Genomic DNA, 18,209 nt, shown 5'->3' with positions numbered 1-18,209 from the left:
GAGCAGGTAAAGCGCAGGCGGCGATGTATCGCAGGCGCATGTGGGGCGACATGGCAGATTTCAATTACGACGAGTACTCCTCGGCTTTCGATTCCACGTCTGGTCTTCCCTCCGGGCTGGCCGACAAGGCGCGGCGCTGGATCAATATTTCCGGCGCGGTCTGTTCGGTCTCGCTGGTTCTGGCGCTGGCGATCTGGGGCTACCGGCTGGCGGTGCGCGATGTGACGGGGATCCCGGTCATGCGCGCCGTGGCGGGGGCCATGCGGATCGCTCCGGCGGATCCGGGTGGCGAACAGGCGTTGAACCAGGGGCTGACGGTCAATGCGATCGCGGCCATGGGCACTTCGGCCGCGCCGGCGGACCAGATCACCCTCGCCCCGCAAGCTGTGACCCTGCAGGACGGCGACGCAGCACCCGCTGCGGTGGCCAGCGCCGCCGCAGCCAATGCCGCAGCCAATGACGCCGTCGAGGAAGCCTCGATCATCACGGGCCAACCAGTGGCTGACGACATGATCGGCGTGATTCCAGCAGACCCCGAAACGCCCGCCGATTCCGGCCCGGCCATCGTGCCGAGCGACCCCAACGCGATTCGCGTCTCCCTGCGGCCGCAGCCGCGCCCGACCTCGGCGCCGGTCAAGATCCAGTCGGTTTCGGCCAAGTCCCTGCCCGCCGCCCGGGAGATCGACCCCGCCAATATCGCCAAGGGCACCCGTCTGGCCCAGCTTGGCGCGTTCGAGACCCCCGACCTCGCCCGCCAGAAATTCACCGAGCTGCAGGGCAGCTTTGCCGAGCTGATGGCCGGCAAGGATATCGTCATCCAGTCGGCGCAAAGCGGCGGTCACACCTTCTACCGCCTGCGCGCGCATGGCTTCGGCAATGATGACGACGCCCGCCGCTTCTGCGCCGCTTTGCAGGCCGAAGAGACCGACTGCATCCCGGTCGCTCAAAGATGAGTGCTTACGGTCGCGGCGCTGCGATCTTCGGCTGTGAAGGGTTGGAACTGGGCCGCGATGAAGCGGCCTTTTTCCGCGACTTCGACCCTTGCGGTTTCATCCTCTTCGGCCGCAACGTCGACAATCCCGCTCAGGTTCTGCGCTTGACCTCCGCCCTGCGCGAAGCGGTTGGCCGCGATGCCCCGGTGCTGGTCGATCAGGAGGGCGGCCGCGTCCAGCGCCTGCGCGCGCCGCATTGGCGCGAATGGACCCCGCCGTTGGATTTCGTGCAGGCCGCCGGCACCCATGCCCCGCGGGCGATGGAACTGCGCTACCACCTCATCGCCCGCGAATTGCGCGAAGTGGGGATTGATGCCGATTGCGCCCCGGTCGGCGATCTGGTCACGCCCGAGACGCATCCTTTCCTGAAGAACCGCTGCTATGGTTCTGATCCCGCAGAGGTTTCCGCGATTGCCCGCGCCGTGGCCGACGGGCTTCTGGCCGGCGGCTGCCTGCCGGTGATGAAGCATATGCCCGGCCATGGCCGCTCGCACCTCGACACCCATCTGGCGCTGCCGCGGGTGACCGCCAGCCGCGAAGATCTGGCCGCGCAAGACTTCGCCCCCTTCCGCGCCCTGAACGACCTGCCCCTGGCGATGACCGGTCATCTGGTCTTTGCCGCCTATGACGAGCGTCCTGCCACCCAGTCCGAAGCGATGGTCAAGGTGATCCGCGACGAGATCGGCTTTGCCGGGCTTCTGATGACCGACGATCTGAACATGGAAGCCTTGCAAGGCACCCTCGCCAGCCGCACCGCCGCCTCGATCGCGGCGGGCTGCGACATTGCCCTGCATTGCAAGGGCGATCTGGCCGAGATGCAATCCGTGGCCGGTGCGGCGGGCGAGATGTCGGCGGCGACCCTGCAGCGCGTGGCTGCGGCTTTGGCCTGCCGCCATGCGCCCTCGGATGTTGACACGGCGGCGTTGGAGGCCGAACTTGGCCGCCTGATGCCGGATGTTGCCCATGGCCCAAGCTGACGACTGGTCCAGCGACCAGCTCGACCTGTCCGACCGTCTTGCCCCCTCGGATCGCCTCGCGGCCGAGGCGCTGATCGTCGATGTCGAGGGGTTCGAAGGGCCTTTGGACCTGCTGCTGTCCCTGTCGCGGACCCAGAAGGTCGACCTGCGCAAAATCTCGGTCCTGCAGCTGGCTGAACAATACCTGGGCTTCGTCGCCCGCGTCTCGGCGCTCAGGATCGAACTCGCGGCGGATTATCTGGTGATGGCGGCCTGGCTCGCCTATCTCAAATCCCGCCTGCTTCTGCCGCCCGAACCCGGCGAGCCGGGGCCGAGTGCCGAAGACCTCGCCGCCCACCTGGCCTTTCAGCTGGAGCGTCTGTCGGCGATGCGCGAGGCTGCGGCCCGGCTGATGGCGCGCGACCAGAAGGGCCGCGATTTCTTTGCCCGCGGCGTGCCGGAACTGGTCGACCGCCTCAGGACCGTGCGCTACGAGGCCACGCTTCTGGACCTGATGCGCGCCTATGCCCGCATCCGCACCCGCGACGAGTTTCGCCCCTATGCCTTTGATCGCCATAACGTCTATACGATGGAGCAGGCGCTGGAGCGGATGCGCGGGCTTCTGGGCTATATGGGGGCCTGGGCCGACCTCACCTCTTTCCTGCCCGAGGGCTGGGGCGCCGCCCCTGAGCGGCGCAAATCTGCCACCGCAGCCCATTTCGCCGCCATTCTGGAAATGGCCAAGCGCGGCCAGATCGAGATCCGCCAGGGCGAGATCTTCGCCCCGCTCCTGCTGCGCCGGAAGGGTGAGGCATGAGCCCGCTGCACCCCGACGCCCGCCCCGAACCGATCGAGCGCAGCCTGTTCGAGGCGCCGCCGATGGGCGAGCAGGAGCGGATGGTCGAAGCCGTCCTCTTCGCCGCGACCGACCCGGTGACCCTGGCCGAACTGGTCAAGCGCCTGCCCGAGGGCTGCGACCCCGCCGAGGCCCTGGCCCACCTGCGCCGCCGCTACGAGGGCAGGGGGGTGAACCTCGTAAAGGTCGGCGACGCCTATGCCTTCCGTACCGCCCCCGACCTTGGGTATCTCATGCGCAAGGAAAGTGTCGAAAGCCGCAAACTCTCCCGCGCCGCGATCGAGACGCTCGCCATCGTGGCCTATCACCAGCCGGTGACGCGCGCCGAGATCGAAGAGATCCGCGGTGTCGCTGTCAGCCGGGGCACGGTGGATCAGCTGATCGAACTGGACTGGATCCGCTTTGGCCGCCGCCGGATGACCCCGGGTCGTCCGGTGACTTTCGTGGTGACTGAGACCTTCCTCGACCACTTTGGCCTCGAATCCGCCCGCGACCTGCCGGGGCTGAAAGAACTGCGCGCGGCAGGACTTCTGGACAGCCGCCCCTTGCCAATGCCAGGATCCTCCCCAGATGAGGAAGATGAGGGCCCCGAGACCGGCCAGAGCGAACTTTTCGAGGATTGAGCGATGGACCGCATTATCATGATGATCGTCAACCGCCTCATGGGGCAGCTGATCAACCGGGGCATCAATGCCGGGATCAACCACGTCGCGAGCAAGGGCCGCAGACCCGAGGACATGACCCCCGAAGAACGCGCCCAGGCGCAGGAGGCCAAGGCGACAGCCAAACGGGCGCGTCAGGCGGCCAATCTGGCGCGGCGGATGATGCGTTAGGGGGGGGCGCTCGGCGGACCCGGCTGGGGGTTTCACACCCCCAGACCCCCGTGGGATATTTATGGACCAATGAAGAGGGGGCCCGGGGAGGAGTTTTCGCGGGGGGCTCAGTTCTTCACGGCGCCGTAGAGCGGGACGGTGGAGATCGACATCTTGGCGCTGCCCTGGCTCAGGTCGTTGGCGTGGGTGAGGTAGATCAGGACCTGGTTCTTCTGATCGTAGATCCGTGTCACGTTCAGCGATTTGAAGATGAGCGAGGTCGAGCGGCTAAAGACCTCTTCCCCCTTGGGCGAGGTGTTGATGTTTCCGACCGTGATCGGCCCGGTCTGGCGGCAGGCGATCGAGGAATTCGACGGGTCCTCGAACCAGTTGCCGTTCGACAGCCGGTCCAGAACCGAGCGGTCGAAATAGGCGACATGGCAGGTCACACCCTGCACCTTGGGATCGGGGATCGCCTCGATCACGATGTCGTTGCCGGTCCAGTCGACGCCGACACGGCCGACTTCCTCGGCCTGGGCGGAGAGCGGGAGGAGGCAGAGGGCGAGGGCGGCAAGACGGCGCATGGGGCAACTTTCAATTGGGTCTCTGTTGATATTGTAGCCGGAGGGGCGCCAGACAAGAGAGGCCAGAACCGGGGCGGCGGTGTACCGCCCGAAATCCCACCGGGCTCCGCACGCCCGAAATGGGGCAAATCCCTTGCAAGGCCCCGAAATTCCCCCGGCTTTGGTTGACCCCGCCTTGGGCTGGCGATAAACGGAGCCTCAGACAGGGGTGTTTGCAGCAGGCAAACCCCCGGACATCGGTTGAAGGAGCCCTTCGTGGACACTCTTCTGCGTGAATATCTGCCCATTCTCGTGCTTTTGGCGGTGGCGATCGGGCTTGGAATCGTTCTGATGCTGGCCGCCGCCGTGCTGGCCGTTCGCAACCCCGACCCGGAGAAGCTTTCGGCTTACGAATGCGGCTTCAATGCCTTTGACGACGCCCGGATGAAGTTCGACGTGCGCTTCTACCTCGTCTCGATCCTGTTCATCATCTTCGACCTTGAGGTGGCTTTCCTGTTCCCCTGGGCCGTGGCCTTCGGGCAGATCTCGATGGTGGGCTTCTGGTCGATGATGATTTTCCTCGGCGTGCTGACGGTGGGCTTTGCCTATGAATGGAAGAAGGGGGCCTTGGAATGGGCGTGACGGACAAGGCAACGCCGCTGGATGGCACCTCTGGCGGGATCGAGCGGATCGGGCAGATCGGCGGGGGCTTCCAGTCTTCCGGCTACCAGACCGGCGTCAATACGGCCGGTGCTGACCGCGAGGTCGCAACCCAGGCCCTGAATGCCGAGCTGCAGGACAAGGGTTTCCTGCTGACCTCGACCGAAGACGTGATCAACTGGGCGCGCAACGGCTCGCTGATGTGGATGACCTTCGGTCTGGCCTGCTGTGCGGTCGAGATGATCCACGTCTCGATGCCGCGCTATGACCTTGAACGCTTCGGCACAGCACCCCGCGCTTCGCCGCGCCAGTCCGACCTGATGATCGTGGCGGGGACGCTGACCAACAAGATGGCCCCCGCCCTGCGCAAGGTCTATGACCAGATGCCCGAGCCGCGCTATGTGATCTCGATGGGCTCCTGCGCCAATGGCGGCGGCTATTACCACTACAGCTATTCGGTGGTGCGCGGCTGTGACCGGATCGTGCCCGTCGACATCTACATCCCCGGCTGCCCGCCCACCGCCGAGGCTTTGCTGTACGGCATCCTGCAGCTGCAGCGCAAAATCCGCCGCACCGGCACTCTGGTCCGTTAAGGGGGCATCATGGCATTGAACCTGACCGAACTGAGTGCCGCGATGACCGCCCGCCCGGGCGTCGTCTCGGCTGTCGAGACCTTTGGCGAGCTGACCCTGACGGTGACGCTGGATGCGCTGCTGGACGTGATGCACAGCCTGAAGGTCGATCCGGCGACCCGGATGACCTCGCTCGTCGATATCACCGCCGTCGACCACCCCGAGCGGGTGAACCGCTTTGACGTGGTTTACCACCTGCTGTCGATGTACACCAACGGCCGGATCCGCGTGAAGGCCGAGGTTTCGGAACTGGGCATGGTCCCTTCGCTGATCCCGGTCTATCCGGCGGCCAACTGGTTCGAGCGCGAGGTGTTTGACCTGTTCGGCATCCTCTTCTCCGGCCACCCCGACCTGCGCCGGATCCTGACCGACTATGGTTTCCGCGGCCATCCCCTGCGCAAGGATTTCCCGACCACCGGCTATACCGAGGTCCGCTATGACGAGGTGCAAAAGCGCGTCGTCTACGAACCGGTCAAGCTGACCCAGGAATACCGTCAGTTCGATTTCATGAGCCCGTGGGAGGGTGCGCAATACATCCTTCCCGGCGACGAAAAGAAGGCTTGAGACATGGACGGCGATATCCGGCAGAACGCTTACGACGACGGCTCGGTCGACCTGGAAACGGGCGAGCAGCGCATCCGCAACTTCAACATCAACTTCGGCCCGCAACACCCTGCAGCGCATGGCGTTTTGCGTCTGGTGCTGGAGCTTGACGGCGAGATTGTCGAACGCTGCGACCCCCATATCGGCCTTCTGCACCGCGGCACCGAAAAGCTGATGGAAAGCCGCACCTACCTGCAGAACCTGCCCTATCTGGACCGGCTGGATTACGTCGCCCCGATGAACCAGGAACATGCCTGGTGTCTGGCCATCGAGAAGCTGACCGGCACGGTAATTCCGCGCCGCGCCAGCCTGATCCGCGTGCTGTTCTGCGAGATCGGCCGGGTGCTGAACCACATCCTGAACACCACGACGCAAGCCATGGACGTCGGCGCGCTGACGCCGCCGCTCTGGGCCTTTGAAGAGCGTGAAAAGCTGATGGGCTTTTACGAGCAGGCCTCGGGCGCCCGTTTCCACGCTGCCTATTTCCGGCCCGGTGGCGTGCACCAGGACCTGACGCCGCAGACGCTGGACGGGATCGACGACTGGTGCGACGGCTTCCCGCGCGTGCTGGACGATCTGCACGGGCTTCTGACCGAAAACCGCATCTTCAAGCAGCGTAACGCCGATATCGGGATCATCACCGAAAAGGACGTGCAGGACTGGGGCTTCTCGGGCGTCATGGCGCGCGGTTCGGGTCTGGCCTGGGATTTGCGCCGCAGCCAGCCTTACGAATGCTATGACGAGTTCGACTTCAAGGTCGCCGTCGGCAAGAACGGCGACTGCTTTGACCGCTATCTGGTGCGGATGGCCGAAATGGCCGAGTCGACCAAGATCATCAAGCAATGCGTGGCCAAACTGCGCGAGCCCGCCGCCCAGACCGACATTCTGGCGCGCGGCAAGCTGACGCCGCCGAAGCGGGCCGAGATGAAGACCTCGATGGAGGCGCTCATCCACCACTTCAAGCTGTACACCGAGGGTTTCCACGTCCCCGCCGGCGAGGTCTATGCCGCCGTCGAAGCGCCCAAGGGCGAGTTCGGCGTCTATATGGTCGCCGACGGCACCAACAAACCCTACCGCGCCAAGCTGCGCGCGCCGGGCTTCCTGCACCTGCAAGCGCTTGATTTCATGTGCAAAGGCCACCAACTGGCCGACGTCGCCGCCATCATCGGCACCATGGACATCGTGTTTGGTGAGGTGGATCGTTGAGTGGATCGTTGAGACTGTGGGTTCCCCTGATCGGCTCCGTTGTCGGGGCCGCGGCTGTGGGAATGGGCTATGCAGACTATGCGTACTGGAAGATGCGGCCCGGCATGCTTGCGGAAGATGACTTCTGGGACCGCTGCAGATCCGATGCGATGCGCAGAGACTTGCAGCCTGGGCGCTATGAAAGCGTCGTTTGGTCCAAGGTCAATGATCTTGGCATCTGCGAGGACGTCCACGGCTTCTGCAAGGTGAATCTGGACGGCAAAGGAAAGCCATTTGGCGAATCTTTTCCTGAAGACGATGTCAGAGTTGCGTCCGACGACCCTTCGAATTGTACCTATTTTGGCGGGCTGTTTGATCCGCGATCGCCTTGGAAAAGGGTAAACTGAATGCTGCGCCGCCTTCACAAAGAACAGCCTGCCTCTTTCGCCTTTACCGAGAAGAACCTCGAATGGGCCAAGGGGCAGATCTCGAAATACCCCGAGGGCCGTCAGGCCTCGGCCATCATTCCGCTGCTGTGGCGCGCGCAGGAGCAAGAGGGCTGGCTTTCGCGTCCGGCCATCGAAGTCGTGGCGAACATGCTGGGCATGGCCTATATCCGTGCGCTTGAAGTGGCGACCTTCTATTTCATGTTCCAGCTGCAACCCGTTGGTTCTATTGCCCATATCCAGATCTGCGGCACCACCTCCTGCATGATCTGTGGCGCGGAAGAGCTGGTTGCGGTCTGCAAGGAGCTGATCTCGCCCAATGCCCATGCGGTTTCGGCCGATGGCAAGTTCTCCTGGGAAGAGGTCGAGTGTCTGGGCGCCTGCGCCAATGCGCCGATGGCCCAGATCGGCAAGGATTACTACGAGGATCTGACCGCCGAGAAGCTGCGCGAGCTGATCGCCCGCTTCTCGAACGGCGAGGTTCCGGTGCCGGGCCCGCAAAACGGGCGCTATGCGGCGGAGCCGTTGTCGGGTCTGACCAGCCTCAAGGATTTCGAATCCGGCAAGAAGCAGTTTAACGCTTCGGCCCAGGCGGCGGTGGATCTTGGCGATACGGTCAAGCGGATCGACGGGACCGAGGTTCCGATCCTGACGCCCTGGCTCAAGGGCCGGGCAACGGTTTAAGGGGGCGGCAATGAGCGATCATCACGCGATGGAATCCGAAGGGCCGATGGCCTCGAACTGGGTCTGGGCTTTGGTGGCGGCCGTGATCACCGCGATCGTGGCGCGCTGGATCAGCGATATCCCGATGCAGGCGGCGATCCTCGGCGGGCTGGCGGTCTTTGTCGTCTATGCGGTGCTGCTGGCCCAGTTCTGGGAAGAGCCGCCGCGCGGGCCGGAAGATCATGGTCACGGCGACCATGGCCACGACCACGCGCACGGGCATTGAGGCAGCATGGCAAGCTCTGATCACAGCGACGCGGCGCAGGCAAAGTTGATTGCCGTGGTGCTGGTGCTTGCGATGGGGCTTTGGCTGATGGTCCTGTCGGTGGGCGACCAATATGGCTGGCCGCCGAAGTTCATCTTGCTGGCGGACCTGTCCGCCGGGGCCGCGTTCGTCTGGACGATGGTTGCAACTTACAGGCTTTGGCGCAAGCGTCAGGCGTAACGGGCCCTCGGGCCGGGATTGAAGGAACGGGCAGATGCTCAAGGATCAGGACCGCATCTTTACCAACCTCTACGGCATGCATGACCGCAGCCTGGCCGGCGCCAAAAAGCGCGGGCATTGGGATGGCACGGCCGGTCTTCTGGCGCTTGGCCGCGACAAGATCATCGAGATCATCAAGGCCTCGGGCCTGCGCGGGCGGGGCGGTGCGGGTTTTCCGACCGGCCTCAAATGGTCCTTCATGCCGAAGCAGTCGGATGGCCGCCCCTGCTATCTGGTGATCAACGCCGACGAATCCGAGCCGGGCACCTGCAAGGACCGCGAGATCATGCGGCACGACCCCCATACGCTGATCGAGGGCGCGCTGATCGCCTCCTTCGCGATGGGCGCCAACAACTGCTACATCTACATCCGCGGCGAATATATCCGCGAGCGCGAGGCCCTGCAGGCCGCGATTGACGAGGCCTATGACGCGGGGCTTCTGGGCAAGAACGCCGCCGGCTCGGGCTACCCGTTCGACCTCTACCTGCACCACGGCGCCGGGGCCTATATCTGCGGCGAGGAAACGGCCCTTCTGGAAAGCCTTGAGGGCAAGAAGGGCATGCCGCGCATGAAGCCGCCGTTCCCGGCCGGTGCTGGCCTTTACGGCTGCCCGACCACGGTGAACAACGTGGAATCCATCGCCGTTGTGCCCACCATCCTGCGCCGTGGGGCGGAGTGGTTTGCGGGCTTTGGCCGCCCGAACAACGCCGGGACCAAACTGTTCGGCGTTTCGGGCCATGTGAACAACCCTTGCGTGGTCGAAGAGGCCATGTCGATCTCGCTGCGTGAACTGCTCGACGAGCATTGCGGCGGCGTGCGCGGCGGCTGGGGCAATATCAAAGCGGTGATCCCGGGCGGTTCCTCGGTGCCTTTGCTGACCGCGGCCCAGTGCGAAAACGCCATCATGGATTTCGACTGGCTGCGCGAGCAGCGTTCGGGTCTGGGGACGGCGGCGGTGATCGTGATGGATCAATCGACCGACGTCATCAAGGCGATCTGGCGCCTGTCGAAGTTCTACAAGCACGAAAGCTGCGGCCAGTGCACGCCCTGCCGCGAAGGCACCGGCTGGATGATGCGCGTCATGGACCGTCTGGTGCGTGGTGATGCCGAGGTCGAGGAAATCGACATGCTGCTGTCGGTCACCAAGCAGGTCGAGGGTCACACGATCTGCGCCCTTGGCGATGCGGCGGCCTGGCCGATCCAGGGCCTCGTCCGCGCCTTCCGGGGCGAGATCGAGGACCGCATCAAGTACAAGAAAACCGGCCGGGTCAGCGCCATCGCGGCGGAGTGACCATGAAAACCCGGATCCCCGAACCTGCGGCAGAAGGGGCTACGCATCCTGCGTGGCCCTTGGCGGCAAGATAGGGGGACGGGATGCGCCTTTCACCTTTTCAGGCAGGGCAATTCCTCCGCGCTTACGGTCTGAACGGGGCGCTGGTCTTGGGTCTGTCGGCCTGTGCCGCCGGCGCGCCCGTGTCGCCGCTGACCATGCCGCTACCGGATGGCCGGGTTGAGGTCGTACCGCTCGCGCCCTCGACCTATGTGGTGAACCGGCAGGCCAAAAGCATTTCGACCTCGGGCATAACGATCCGCATCACCCGCAAGGACGGCCCCGACTTCGACTATTCCGAAGGGGCGCGTGCCAAGGCCGTCGCGCAAGCCTATTGCGCCACCTACCACCGCCAGCTTGATCCGCGTGCCATGGGCCGGTTTTCGCTGCCCAATGCCTGGGTTTTCGACGGAGATTGCGTATGAATCCGCCGCAATATCCGATGACGACTCCCTGTTATGGCATGTCAGCCGGGTTTGGCGCACAGAAGGCGCTGCCGCGCCTTTCTGATGCCCGCCGCGCGGCCCCGGGGCTTATGGGATACCTGACAATGACACTCCGCAACCTCGCTCTTGCCGGCCTGCTCGCCGTTTCCGGCTTTGCCGCCTCGGCAGCCGCCACCCCGATGGCGCAGGACAAGCACATCAATGACGAACTGCGCGCCGGTTTTGCGGGCGACATCCTGCGCAAGACCTGCCCCTCGATCTCGGCCCGGATGCTGGTCGTGGTGGGACGGCTTTATGACCTGAAGTCCTATGCGCAAAGCCATGGCTACACCGCGGACGATTATGACAAATTCCGCAAGGACCCGGTCGAGAAGGCCCGTCTGAAGGCCGAAGCCGCGGCCTATCTGGCCAAGGCGGGCGCCAAGCCCGGCGATGTCGAAAGCTATTGCCAGGTCGGCCGTGACGAGATCGCCAAGAACACGCCCCTCGGTCAGCTGATCCGGTCGTCCAAATGATCCCACCCGGCTTCCATCTGGCCGAGTTGAACGTGGGGCGCCTGTTGGCCCCCACCGACGACCCGCGCGTGGCCGAGTTCATGGCCGCTCTGGACCGCATCAACGGTCTGGGCAAACGGATGCCGGGCTTTGTCTGGATGATGGAAGGCTCGGGCGAGCCGGGCACCGGGAACACCGAGGCCAAGATCGGCGGCGACCCGCAATATGTCTCGAACCTGACCGTCTGGGAAAGTGTCGAGACGTTGGAGGCCTTCGTCTGGAACACCGTCCACCGCCAGTTCTATGAACGCCGGGCGGAGTGGTTCGAGGTGCTGGGCCAGATGCATTTCGTCATGTGGTTCGTGCCCGAAGGCCACCGCCCGACGCTGGACGAGGCCCTTGCCCGGCTCGACCACCTGCGCGCCCATGGTCCCAGTGATCAAGCCTTTGGCTGGGCCTGGCTCAAAGAGGCCAAGCTTTGGCAAGAGCGGGCCTGCGCCCGCCCGGCGGCGGAGTAGGTCATGCAACCCGCCCTGCACCATCTGGCAGAGCTGAACTTTGGCGAGCTGAAGCACGACTGGGATGACCCCCGCGTGCAGGATTTCGTTCAGGGTCTGGACCTGGTCAACGGTCTGGCAGCCCAAAGCCCCGGCTTCGTCTGGCGCCTGTCGGATGACGAGATGGAGGTGGCACAGACCGACCCGGAGGAGGCTTTCGGCGGCAACCCCCGCATGGCCTCGACCCTCTCGGTCTGGCAGGACGTGGCCAGTCTGGAGCATTTTGTCTGGAACACCGTGCACCGGCAATTCTATGCGCGCCGTGCCGAATGGTATGATGCGGTCGGCAATTCCAACCTCGTAATGTGGTGGGTGCCGGTGGGCCACCGTCCCAGCGTCGCCGAAGGGTTGGCGCGCCACCGTCACATGCAGGACCACGGCCCGAGCGATCAGGCCTTTGGCTGGGCCTGGTTGCAGGAAGCGAAACTCTGGCAGAGCCGCGCCTGCGCGCGTGCAGCGGCGGAGTAGAAGATGGGCAGCGCCACACGCCATGCAAAATTTATCGCGGCAGGCGGTGCGGCTTGGCGAAAAACCGTTGCCTTCGGGCGGCTAAAAGCGGATGAACCGCGCAAGATTGCCCCGGAACCGGGGCAGTTCGGTTTGGTAAAACGTGAAGACCGTTCAGGCCGGATCGGCCCCGGAAAGGAAACCGCATGACGGGTTTGGGACTTCGAAGCGCAGTCGCGATCATTTTGTGCCTGTTCGTGTCAGCCTGCGATGACTCCATTCAGGTGACAGCGCCTGTCACGGCCGGTGGACCGAAAGGACCTCTCACCTTCACGGCGGATCAGAAGCGGCGGTTGCTGGACGGGGGCTTGGCCGAAGAAATTACGCGGGAGTGCCCGCAGCATTACACGATCAATCCATCGGAAAAGGCTGCGGTCGAGCATGAATTGCAGACGGTTGCCGGTGCACAGGGCTATCGGTCTGTGACGCACGATACGCTTATCGCGTCAATTGGCGGTCAGAGGGTTTTGCAGGACACAATCTTGGGCTACATCGCGAAACGCAATATCCTCATTGGCGACAGTGCCTCTTTCTGTGCCGCGGGCGATGCAGAGGTTGCCGGTCACACGGCCATCGGGAAATATCTGGTTGCCCATTGAAGAGGCGACCATAAGACGTTTACAGGGCGTGCGAAGCGTCGGACGGTCGCACCAAAGAAGTAGGGGACACCATGTCTAACCTGAAAAAGCTGATCATCGACGGTATCGAGGTCGAGGTTGATCCGGCGATGACCATCATTCAGGCCGCGGAAGTGGCCGGTGTGGAGATTCCGCGCTTTTGCTATCACGAGCGCCTGACCATCGCCGGCAACTGCCGGATGTGTCTGGTCGAGGTGGTGGGCGGCCCGCCCAAGCCGGCGGCCTCTTGCGCGATGCAGGTCCGCGACCTCCGCCCCGGCCCCAATGGCGAACCGGCCGTGGTCAAGACCAACACGCCTATGGTCAAGAAGGCCCGCGAGGGCGTGATGGAATTCCTGCTCATCAACCACCCCTTGGATTGCCCGATCTGTGACCAAGGTGGGGAGTGTGACCTCCAGGATCAAGCCATGGCTTACGGCGTCGACTTCTCGCGGTACCGCGAACCGAAGCGCGCCTCGGAAGATCTGGACCTCGGCCCGCTGGTTGAAACCAAGATGACGCGCTGCATCTCCTGCACGCGCTGCGTCCGCTTCACCACCGAAGTGGCCGGCATCACCCAGATGGGCCAGACCGGCCGGGGTGAGGATGCCGAGATCACCTCCTACCTCAACATGACGCTCGATTCGAACCTGCAGGGCAATATCATCGACCTTTGCCCGGTCGGCGCCCTGACCTCCAAGCCCTATGCCTTCACCGCCCGTCCGTGGGAGCTGACCAAGACCGAATCCATCGACGTGATGGACGCTTTGGGATCGAACATCCGGATCGACACCAAGGGCCGCGAAGTGATGCGCATCCTGCCGCGCAACCATGACGGCGTGAACGAAGAGTGGATCTCGGACAAGTCGCGCTTCATCTGGGACGGTCTGCGCCGCCAGCGGCTTGATACGCCTTACATCCGTGAAAACGGCAAGTTGCGCAAAGCCGGCTGGGGCGAAGCTCTGGTCAAGGTGGCGGCTGCGATGGCGGGCAAGAAGGTTGTCGGCCTCGTCGGCGATCTGGCCCCGGTCGAGGCGGCTTTCAGCCTCAAGGCGCTGATCGAATCGCTCGGCGGCCATGTCGAATCGCGCACCGATGGCGCGCGGTTGCCGATCGGCAACCGCTCGGCCTATGTCGGCAACGCCACGATCGAGGATATCGACAGCGCCAAGGGCATCCTGCTGATCGGGACCAATCCGCGGCTTGAGGCTCCGGTGCTGAATGCACGCATCCGCAAGGCCTGGCTCAAGGGCGCGCAGGTCGGGCTGGTGGGGCAGGCGGCGGATCTGACCTATGATGTCCATCACTTCGGCACCGACCGTCAGGCGCTGGCCGATCATCTGACCTTTGCGCAAAACAACAAGGGTGCGGGTCCGGGCATCGTCATCGTCGGCCAGGGTGCGATTTCCGAGGCTGATGGCGAGGCGGTTCTGGCCCATGCCATGGCGATTGCGGCCTCGCAGGATGCCAAGCTTCTGGTCCTGCACACCGCTGCTTCTCGTGTGGGCGCGATGGACGTGGGTGCGGTCACCGAGGGTGGCCTGCTGGCCGCCATCGAGGGCGCCGAGGTCATCTACAACATGGGCGCGGACGAGGTCGATATCGCGCCGGGCCCGTTTGTGATCTATCAGGGCAGCCATGGCGACCGCGGAGCAAACCGCGCCGATGTGATCCTGCCGGGTGCGGCCTATACGGAAGAAAACGGTCTGTTCGTGAACACCGAAGGCCGCCCGCAACTAGCGCTGCGCGCTGGGTTCGCGCCGGGCGAGGCCAAGGAAAACTGGGCCATCCTGCGCGCGCTTTCGGCGGAACTGGGCAAGACCCTACCCTGGGACAGCCTGGCGCAACTGCGCGCCGCCATCGTGCTGAAGCACCCGCATCTGGGCGCCATCGACACCGTGGCCGACAACGGCTGGACCCCGGTGGCGCTGCGCGACATGGGCGCCGCGACCTTCCGCAATGCCTTCAAGAGCTTCTACCTGACCAATCCGATCGCCCGGGCCTCGGCCACGATGGGCGAACTGGCAGCCATGGAAGCCGAACGCGCCGCGCCGAAACTGGCAGCGGAATGATGCATCTGTCCTTCCTTCTGGCCGGGTTGTCCTGCACCGCTTTCGCGGTGCTGGCGGCCTGCGCCGAGGGGACGGGGCAGGGCGAGACGACGACGAAGGCCGATTTCAAGCCGGCCTATCTGGGAATCGAGACCGTCCTTCTGGAGGGTGATCTGGTCGATTTCCGGGTGGCCATGAAGGGCGCCCGCAACCGCGACGACGTATCGAATTACGCGCGTTGTGCTGCGGCGCAGTATGCACTGATCCGGGGCTACGGTTTTGCGCGTCATCTGCGCACGAATATCGCGGAAACCGGTGGAACTTGGCGCGGAGATGCGATTTACACCATCTCGGCATCATTGCCTTTGGGGCTGCGCACGATTGACGCCGAAGTAACGGTGCGGGACTGCGGTGACCAGGGAATACCAACGGTTTGAGGCCGTGAGTAAAGGGACGGAAAGTATGACTGCTTTTTTCCAGACGGGGCTTGGCACGGCAGTGCTGCTGATCGCCCAAAGCGTGCTCATCATCGCTTTCGTGATGATCAGCCTTCTGTTCCTCGTCTATGGCGACCGCAAGATCTGGGCCGCCGTCCAGATGCGGCGCGGACCGAACGTGGTGGGGCCCTTTGGCGCGCTGCAATCGGTGGCCGATGCGCTGAAGTTCATCCTCAAGGAAATCATCGTTCCGGCAGGGGCTGACCGCGCGGTCTTCTTCCTCGCCCCGATGGTCAGCTTCGTGCTCGCCGTTCTGGCCTGGGCCGTGGTGCCCTTCGCCCAGGGCTGGGTCTTGGCCGATATCAACGTGGCCGTGCTTTTCGTCTTCGCCGCCTCCTCGCTTGAGGTTTACGGCGTGATCATGGGCGGCTGGGCCTCGAACTCGAAATACCCTTTCCTCGGCTCGTTGCGCTCTGCCGCACAGATGATCTCTTACGAAGTCTCGCTGGGGTTGATCATCATCGGCATCATCATCTCGACCGGGTCGATGAGCTTTGGTCATATCGTGGCGGCGCAGAACACCGGCTGGGGCCTCCTGGGCTGGTACTGGCTGCCGCACCTGCCGATGGTCGTGCTGTTCTTCATCTCGGCGCTGGCTGAAACCAACCGCCCGCCCTTCGACCTTCCGGAAGCGGAATCGGAACTGGTGGCCGGCTTCATGGTCGAATATTCCTCGACCCCCTACCTTCTGTTCATGGCCGGCGAATATATCGCGATCTGGCTGATGTGCGCGCTTCTGTCGATCCTGTTCTTCGGCGGCTGGCTCTCGCCCATTCCGGGGCTGCCGGACGGCTTCCTGTGGATGTTCGCCAAGATGGTGATCTGGTTCTTCATGTTCGCCATGGTGAAGGCCATCGTGCCGCGCTACCGCTATGACCAGCTGATGCGGATTGGCTGGAAGGTCTTCCTGCCCCTGTCGCTCGGCTGGGTCGTGCTGATCTCGTTCCTCGCTAAATATGAAATCCTCGGCCATTTCTGGGCCCGTTTCTCGATGGGAGGCTGAACCATGGCTGACATGCACCACCGCCTGAACGCTGACCGCAACGGCCATACGATCGTTCTGGAACCCTATGAACATCACTGGGAAATCCTGGTGGACGAGATCCAGATCGCCAAGCGCGACACGCTGGATCTGGCCGAGGTTGCCAAGCTTCTGGTCGCCCATGGCACAGTGAACGCCCATCAGGCCGCCGAACTGTCGCATGCAGAGCACTGGGCTTCGCACGAGATGCCCGAAGCCTCGCCCAACACTGCGGAGGACAAATGATGGCTGACGTCGATTGGGGCCGCGCCACCAAATATTTCCTGCTGTTCGACTTCATCAAAGGCTTCGGCCTTGGCATGAAGTATTTCTTCGCGCCGAAGGCCACGCTGAACTATCCGCACGAAAAAGGCCCGCTGAGCCCGCGCTTCCGCGGTGAACACGCGCTGCGCCGCTATCCTTCGGGCGAAGAGCGTTGCATTGCGTGCAAACTCTGCGAGGCAGTCTGCCCGGCGCAAGCCATCACCATCGACGCCGAACCGCGCGACGACGGCTCGCGCCGCACCACGCGCTACGACATCGACATGACGAAATGCATCTACTGCGGCTTCTGCCAGGAGGCCTGCCCGGTCGATGCCATCGTCGAGGGTCCGAACTTCGAATTCGCCTCCGAAACCCGCGAGGAGCTGTTCTACGACAAGGCCAAACTGCTGGACAACGGCGACCGCTGGGAAGCCGAGATTGCCCGCAACCTTGAACTTGACGCCCCTTACCGGTGAGCACATGACCCAGGATTTCGCCAAGTTCTTCCAGACGATGATGGAGCAGGGCCAGCAGATGGCCAAGGCTTTCACGCCCGGCTCCAGCGGGTTCGGCGGTGTCGATCCTTCGGCGTTTGAGAAGATGTTCCCGGCGATGCCCAGGGAAATGCTGGAGTTCTTCTTCGGCAAGACCTTCAACCCCGAAGGTCTGGATGCCCGCACCCGCTTTCTGGTGACGATCGCGGCGCAAACCGTGCTTGGCCCCCTGGGCGAGCCGCAGTTGCGCCCGACCGTCAAGAATGCCCTTGCCGCCGGCGCCACCAAGCGCGAGATCGCGGAAGTGATCTGGCAAATGTCCATGTTCGGCGGCTTGCCCGCCACCCAGAAGGCGCTTGAGATCGCGCAAGCCGTCTTCACTGACACCGAGGAGAAGCCCGCATGACCGTGGCAGTTCTGGCCTTTTACGCCTTTGCAATCGTCACGGTGGCTGCGGCCCTGATGGTGACGCTCAGCCGCAACCCGGTGCATTCGGTGCTGTGGCTGATCCTGACCTTCCTGTCCGGCGCGGGGCTTTTCGTTCTGCTCGGGGCCGAGTTCGTGGCGATGCTTCTGATCATCGTCTATGTCGGCGCGGTGGCGGTGCTGTTCCTGTTTGTCGTCATGATGCTCGACGTCGACTTCGAAGAGCTGAAGGGCCAGATGGCGAAATACATGCCGCTTGGCCTGCTCGTCGGTGTGGTGATCCTGATGCAGCTGGCCTTCGGGATCGGCGCCTGGATCTTCGCCGATGGTGCTTTGAGCCTGCATCAGGCGCCGACGCCCGATGCGGCGCAGGTCGAAAACACCCGCGCTTTGGGTCTGCTGATCTATGACAAATACCTCTACCTGTTCCAGCTGGCCGGTCTGATCCTGCTGGTCGCCATGATCGGCGCCATCGTGCTGACCCTGCGCCACCGCAAGGACATCAAGCGCCAGAACGTGCTGCACCAGATGTGGCGCGACCCGGCCAAGGCGCTGGAGATGATCGACGTGAAGCCGGGGCAGGGCCTGTAGCC

27 protein-coding genes and 1 pseudogene are annotated in these 18,209 nt (G+C 63.8%); 27 read left to right on the top strand and 1 reads right to left on the bottom strand.

All coding sequences use genetic code 11. The features are described from left to right. Nucleotides 1-50 precede the first annotated feature (50 nt). Genes AC1DVR_RS05110 through AC1DVR_RS05090 form a run of 5 tightly spaced genes read left to right on the top strand, consistent with a single transcriptional unit; the run spans nucleotide 51 to nucleotide 3,637 of the window. Complete coding sequence (locus tag AC1DVR_RS05110) at nucleotides 51-953, top strand: SPOR domain-containing protein (RefSeq protein WP_477999455.1); 903 nt, start codon at nucleotides 51-53, stop codon at nucleotides 951-953. Then, entirely contained in the window at nucleotides 950-1,969 is a 1,020-nt protein-coding gene (locus tag AC1DVR_RS05105; RefSeq protein ID WP_477999454.1) for a glycoside hydrolase family 3 N-terminal domain-containing protein, read from the top strand. Before AC1DVR_RS05110 ends, AC1DVR_RS05105 begins: the two co-directional genes overlap by 4 nt. Further along, the gene (locus AC1DVR_RS05100; protein WP_477999453.1) at nucleotides 1,956-2,765 is read left to right on the top strand and encodes a segregation and condensation protein A; all 810 of its coding nucleotides are present in this window, start codon (nucleotides 1,956-1,958) and stop codon (nucleotides 2,763-2,765) included. The genes AC1DVR_RS05105 and AC1DVR_RS05100 overlap by 14 nt, the downstream gene beginning before the upstream one ends. Next, entirely contained in the window at nucleotides 2,762-3,427 is a 666-nt protein-coding gene (gene scpB / locus AC1DVR_RS05095) for an SMC-Scp complex subunit ScpB (RefSeq protein ID WP_477999452.1), read from the top strand. The genes AC1DVR_RS05100 and scpB overlap by 4 nt, the downstream gene beginning before the upstream one ends. A 3-nt stretch (nucleotides 3,428-3,430) precedes the next feature. Then, nucleotides 3,431-3,637 (top strand): hypothetical protein, encoded by a 207-nt coding sequence (locus AC1DVR_RS05090; protein WP_477999451.1) that lies wholly within the window; start codon nucleotides 3,431-3,433, stop codon nucleotides 3,635-3,637. 107 nt (nucleotides 3,638-3,744) lie between these two features. Here AC1DVR_RS05090 and AC1DVR_RS05085 read toward each other — a convergent pair whose 3' ends face one another. After that, a complete protein-coding gene (locus tag AC1DVR_RS05085; RefSeq protein WP_477999450.1) occupies nucleotides 3,745-4,200 on the bottom strand; it encodes a CreA family protein in 456 nt (151 codons plus the stop codon). 255 nt (nucleotides 4,201-4,455) lie between these two features. Between AC1DVR_RS05085 and AC1DVR_RS05080 the strand changes: the two genes are divergently transcribed. The 22 genes and pseudogenes from AC1DVR_RS05080 to AC1DVR_RS04975 all read left to right on the top strand — a co-directional run bounded on the left by AC1DVR_RS05080 (nucleotide 4,456) and on the right by AC1DVR_RS04975 (nucleotide 18,207). Next, the gene (locus tag AC1DVR_RS05080) at nucleotides 4,456-4,821 is read left to right on the top strand and encodes an NADH-quinone oxidoreductase subunit A (protein WP_477999449.1); all 366 of its coding nucleotides are present in this window, start codon (nucleotides 4,456-4,458) and stop codon (nucleotides 4,819-4,821) included. Next, on the top strand, nucleotides 4,812-5,432 hold the full coding sequence (locus AC1DVR_RS05075) for a NuoB/complex I 20 kDa subunit family protein (RefSeq protein ID WP_477999448.1): 621 nt from the start codon (nucleotides 4,812-4,814) through the stop codon (nucleotides 5,430-5,432). Before AC1DVR_RS05080 ends, AC1DVR_RS05075 begins: the two co-directional genes overlap by 10 nt. A gap of 9 nt (nucleotides 5,433-5,441) precedes the next feature. Further along, nucleotides 5,442-6,035: an NADH-quinone oxidoreductase subunit C gene (locus tag AC1DVR_RS05070; RefSeq protein WP_477999447.1), complete on the top strand. Its 594-nt coding sequence runs from the start codon at nucleotides 5,442-5,444 to the stop codon at nucleotides 6,033-6,035. A gap of 3 nt (nucleotides 6,036-6,038) precedes the next feature. Next, nucleotides 6,039-7,280: an NADH-quinone oxidoreductase subunit D gene (locus AC1DVR_RS05065; protein WP_477999446.1), complete on the top strand. Its 1,242-nt coding sequence runs from the start codon at nucleotides 6,039-6,041 to the stop codon at nucleotides 7,278-7,280. Between the two features lie 62 nt (nucleotides 7,281-7,342). Next, the gene (locus AC1DVR_RS05060) at nucleotides 7,343-7,666 is read left to right on the top strand and encodes a hypothetical protein (protein WP_477999445.1); all 324 of its coding nucleotides are present in this window, start codon (nucleotides 7,343-7,345) and stop codon (nucleotides 7,664-7,666) included. Further along, nucleotides 7,667-8,368 (top strand): annotated as a pseudogene (nuoE, locus tag AC1DVR_RS05055) (NADH-quinone oxidoreductase subunit NuoE); the annotation flags it as partial. A gap of 31 nt (nucleotides 8,369-8,399) precedes the next feature. Further along, nucleotides 8,400-8,654: a hypothetical protein gene (locus AC1DVR_RS05050; RefSeq protein WP_477999444.1), complete on the top strand. Its 255-nt coding sequence runs from the start codon at nucleotides 8,400-8,402 to the stop codon at nucleotides 8,652-8,654. A gap of 6 nt (nucleotides 8,655-8,660) precedes the next feature. Beyond that, entirely contained in the window at nucleotides 8,661-8,873 is a 213-nt protein-coding gene (locus AC1DVR_RS05045) for a DUF5337 domain-containing protein (protein ID WP_477999443.1), read from the top strand. A 34-nt stretch (nucleotides 8,874-8,907) separates the two neighbouring features. Beyond that, a complete protein-coding gene (gene nuoF, locus AC1DVR_RS05040; protein ID WP_477999442.1) occupies nucleotides 8,908-10,203 on the top strand; it encodes an NADH-quinone oxidoreductase subunit NuoF in 1,296 nt (431 codons plus the stop codon). Nucleotides 10,204-10,286: 83 nt separating this feature from the next. Then, nucleotides 10,287-10,667 carry a hypothetical protein gene (locus AC1DVR_RS05035; protein WP_477999441.1) on the top strand — a complete coding sequence of 127 codons (381 nt, stop codon included), beginning with the start codon at nucleotides 10,287-10,289 and terminating at the stop codon, nucleotides 10,665-10,667. A gap of 125 nt (nucleotides 10,668-10,792) precedes the next feature. After that, complete coding sequence (locus AC1DVR_RS05030) at nucleotides 10,793-11,203, top strand: DUF5333 domain-containing protein (protein WP_477999440.1); 411 nt, start codon at nucleotides 10,793-10,795, stop codon at nucleotides 11,201-11,203. Beyond that, nucleotides 11,200-11,700, top strand: coding sequence for a DUF3291 domain-containing protein (locus AC1DVR_RS05025; RefSeq protein ID WP_477999439.1), 501 nt, complete (start codon nucleotides 11,200-11,202; stop codon nucleotides 11,698-11,700). The genes AC1DVR_RS05030 and AC1DVR_RS05025 overlap by 4 nt, the downstream gene beginning before the upstream one ends. Nucleotides 11,701-11,703: 3 nt before the next feature. Further along, complete coding sequence (locus AC1DVR_RS05020; protein ID WP_477999438.1) at nucleotides 11,704-12,207, top strand: DUF3291 domain-containing protein; 504 nt, start codon at nucleotides 11,704-11,706, stop codon at nucleotides 12,205-12,207. Nucleotides 12,208-12,210: 3 nt separating this feature from the next. Further along, nucleotides 12,211-12,396 carry a hypothetical protein gene (locus tag AC1DVR_RS05015; RefSeq protein WP_477999437.1) on the top strand — a complete coding sequence of 62 codons (186 nt, stop codon included), beginning with the start codon at nucleotides 12,211-12,213 and terminating at the stop codon, nucleotides 12,394-12,396. Beyond that, nucleotides 12,393-12,845, top strand: coding sequence for a DUF5333 family protein (locus AC1DVR_RS05010; protein WP_477999436.1), 453 nt, complete (start codon nucleotides 12,393-12,395; stop codon nucleotides 12,843-12,845). The genes AC1DVR_RS05015 and AC1DVR_RS05010 overlap by 4 nt, the downstream gene beginning before the upstream one ends. 71 nt (nucleotides 12,846-12,916) lie before the next feature. Next, on the top strand, nucleotides 12,917-14,935 hold the full coding sequence (nuoG, locus tag AC1DVR_RS05005; protein ID WP_477999435.1) for an NADH-quinone oxidoreductase subunit NuoG: 2,019 nt from the start codon (nucleotides 12,917-12,919) through the stop codon (nucleotides 14,933-14,935). Continuing rightward, nucleotides 14,935-15,351: a hypothetical protein gene (locus AC1DVR_RS05000; protein WP_477999434.1), complete on the top strand. Its 417-nt coding sequence runs from the start codon at nucleotides 14,935-14,937 to the stop codon at nucleotides 15,349-15,351. The genes nuoG and AC1DVR_RS05000 overlap by 1 nt, the downstream gene beginning before the upstream one ends. A gap of 25 nt (nucleotides 15,352-15,376) precedes the next feature. After that, entirely contained in the window at nucleotides 15,377-16,414 is a 1,038-nt protein-coding gene (gene nuoH, locus AC1DVR_RS04995) for an NADH-quinone oxidoreductase subunit NuoH (RefSeq protein WP_477999433.1), read from the top strand. Nucleotides 16,415-16,417: 3 nt separating this feature from the next. Further along, nucleotides 16,418-16,678 carry a hypothetical protein gene (locus AC1DVR_RS04990; RefSeq protein ID WP_477999432.1) on the top strand — a complete coding sequence of 87 codons (261 nt, stop codon included), beginning with the start codon at nucleotides 16,418-16,420 and terminating at the stop codon, nucleotides 16,676-16,678. Further along, a complete protein-coding gene (gene nuoI / locus AC1DVR_RS04985; protein WP_477999431.1) occupies nucleotides 16,678-17,172 on the top strand; it encodes an NADH-quinone oxidoreductase subunit NuoI in 495 nt (164 codons plus the stop codon). The genes AC1DVR_RS04990 and nuoI overlap by 1 nt, the downstream gene beginning before the upstream one ends. 4 nt (nucleotides 17,173-17,176) lie before the next feature. Further along, complete coding sequence (locus AC1DVR_RS04980; RefSeq protein WP_477999430.1) at nucleotides 17,177-17,596, top strand: carboxymuconolactone decarboxylase family protein; 420 nt, start codon at nucleotides 17,177-17,179, stop codon at nucleotides 17,594-17,596. Further along, entirely contained in the window at nucleotides 17,593-18,207 is a 615-nt protein-coding gene (locus AC1DVR_RS04975) for an NADH-quinone oxidoreductase subunit J (protein WP_477999429.1), read from the top strand. The genes AC1DVR_RS04980 and AC1DVR_RS04975 overlap by 4 nt, the downstream gene beginning before the upstream one ends. Nucleotides 18,208-18,209: the final 2 nt, after the last annotated feature.

The sequence above is a fragment of the Rhodobacter sp. P2_H5 genome, assembly GCF_056403335.1.
This window is presented reverse-complemented; position numbering and strand designations above follow the sequence as displayed.

Bases quoted from the DNA above. Each gene is read 5' to 3' on its own strand.
- AC1DVR_RS05020 (WP_477999438.1), top strand. From the start codon at position 11,704: ATGCAACCCGCCCTGCACCATCTGGCAGAGCTGAACTTTGGCGAGCTG.
- AC1DVR_RS05045 (WP_477999443.1), top strand. From the start codon at position 8,661: ATGGCAAGCTCTGATCACAGCGACGCGGCGCAGGCAAAGTTGATTGCC.
- AC1DVR_RS05015 (WP_477999437.1), top strand. From the start codon at position 12,211: ATGGGCAGCGCCACACGCCATGCAAAATTTATCGCGGCAGGCGGTGCG.
- AC1DVR_RS05065 (WP_477999446.1), top strand. From the start codon at position 6,039: ATGGACGGCGATATCCGGCAGAACGCTTACGACGACGGCTCGGTCGAC.
- AC1DVR_RS05035 (WP_477999441.1), top strand. From the start codon at position 10,287: ATGCGCCTTTCACCTTTTCAGGCAGGGCAATTCCTCCGCGCTTACGGT.
- AC1DVR_RS05070 (WP_477999447.1), top strand. From the start codon at position 5,442: ATGGCATTGAACCTGACCGAACTGAGTGCCGCGATGACCGCCCGCCCG.
- AC1DVR_RS05000 (WP_477999434.1), top strand. From the start codon at position 14,935: ATGCATCTGTCCTTCCTTCTGGCCGGGTTGTCCTGCACCGCTTTCGCG.
- AC1DVR_RS05050 (WP_477999444.1), top strand. From the start codon at position 8,400: ATGAGCGATCATCACGCGATGGAATCCGAAGGGCCGATGGCCTCGAAC.
- nuoH (WP_477999433.1), top strand. From the start codon at position 15,377: ATGACTGCTTTTTTCCAGACGGGGCTTGGCACGGCAGTGCTGCTGATC.
- nuoI (WP_477999431.1), top strand. From the start codon at position 16,678: ATGGCTGACGTCGATTGGGGCCGCGCCACCAAATATTTCCTGCTGTTC.
- AC1DVR_RS04990 (WP_477999432.1), top strand. From the start codon at position 16,418: ATGGCTGACATGCACCACCGCCTGAACGCTGACCGCAACGGCCATACG.
- AC1DVR_RS04980 (WP_477999430.1), top strand. From the start codon at position 17,177: ATGACCCAGGATTTCGCCAAGTTCTTCCAGACGATGATGGAGCAGGGC.
- AC1DVR_RS05100 (WP_477999453.1), top strand. From the start codon at position 1,956: ATGGCCCAAGCTGACGACTGGTCCAGCGACCAGCTCGACCTGTCCGAC.
- AC1DVR_RS04975 (WP_477999429.1), top strand. From the start codon at position 17,593: ATGACCGTGGCAGTTCTGGCCTTTTACGCCTTTGCAATCGTCACGGTG.
- AC1DVR_RS05010 (WP_477999436.1), top strand. From the start codon at position 12,393: ATGACGGGTTTGGGACTTCGAAGCGCAGTCGCGATCATTTTGTGCCTG.
- scpB (WP_477999452.1), top strand. From the start codon at position 2,762: ATGAGCCCGCTGCACCCCGACGCCCGCCCCGAACCGATCGAGCGCAGC.
- AC1DVR_RS05075 (WP_477999448.1), top strand. From the start codon at position 4,812: ATGGGCGTGACGGACAAGGCAACGCCGCTGGATGGCACCTCTGGCGGG.
- nuoG (WP_477999435.1), top strand. From the start codon at position 12,917: ATGTCTAACCTGAAAAAGCTGATCATCGACGGTATCGAGGTCGAGGTT.
- AC1DVR_RS05110 (WP_477999455.1), top strand. From the start codon at position 51: ATGGCAGATTTCAATTACGACGAGTACTCCTCGGCTTTCGATTCCACG.
- AC1DVR_RS05060 (WP_477999445.1), top strand. From the start codon at position 7,343: ATGGGCTATGCAGACTATGCGTACTGGAAGATGCGGCCCGGCATGCTT.
- AC1DVR_RS05090 (WP_477999451.1), top strand. From the start codon at position 3,431: ATGGACCGCATTATCATGATGATCGTCAACCGCCTCATGGGGCAGCTG.
- AC1DVR_RS05025 (WP_477999439.1), top strand. From the start codon at position 11,200: ATGATCCCACCCGGCTTCCATCTGGCCGAGTTGAACGTGGGGCGCCTG.
- AC1DVR_RS05030 (WP_477999440.1), top strand. From the start codon at position 10,793: ATGACACTCCGCAACCTCGCTCTTGCCGGCCTGCTCGCCGTTTCCGGC.
- AC1DVR_RS05085 (WP_477999450.1), bottom strand. From the start codon at position 4,200: ATGCGCCGTCTTGCCGCCCTCGCCCTCTGCCTCCTCCCGCTCTCCGCC.
- nuoF (WP_477999442.1), top strand. From the start codon at position 8,908: ATGCTCAAGGATCAGGACCGCATCTTTACCAACCTCTACGGCATGCAT.
- AC1DVR_RS05105 (WP_477999454.1), top strand. From the start codon at position 950: ATGAGTGCTTACGGTCGCGGCGCTGCGATCTTCGGCTGTGAAGGGTTG.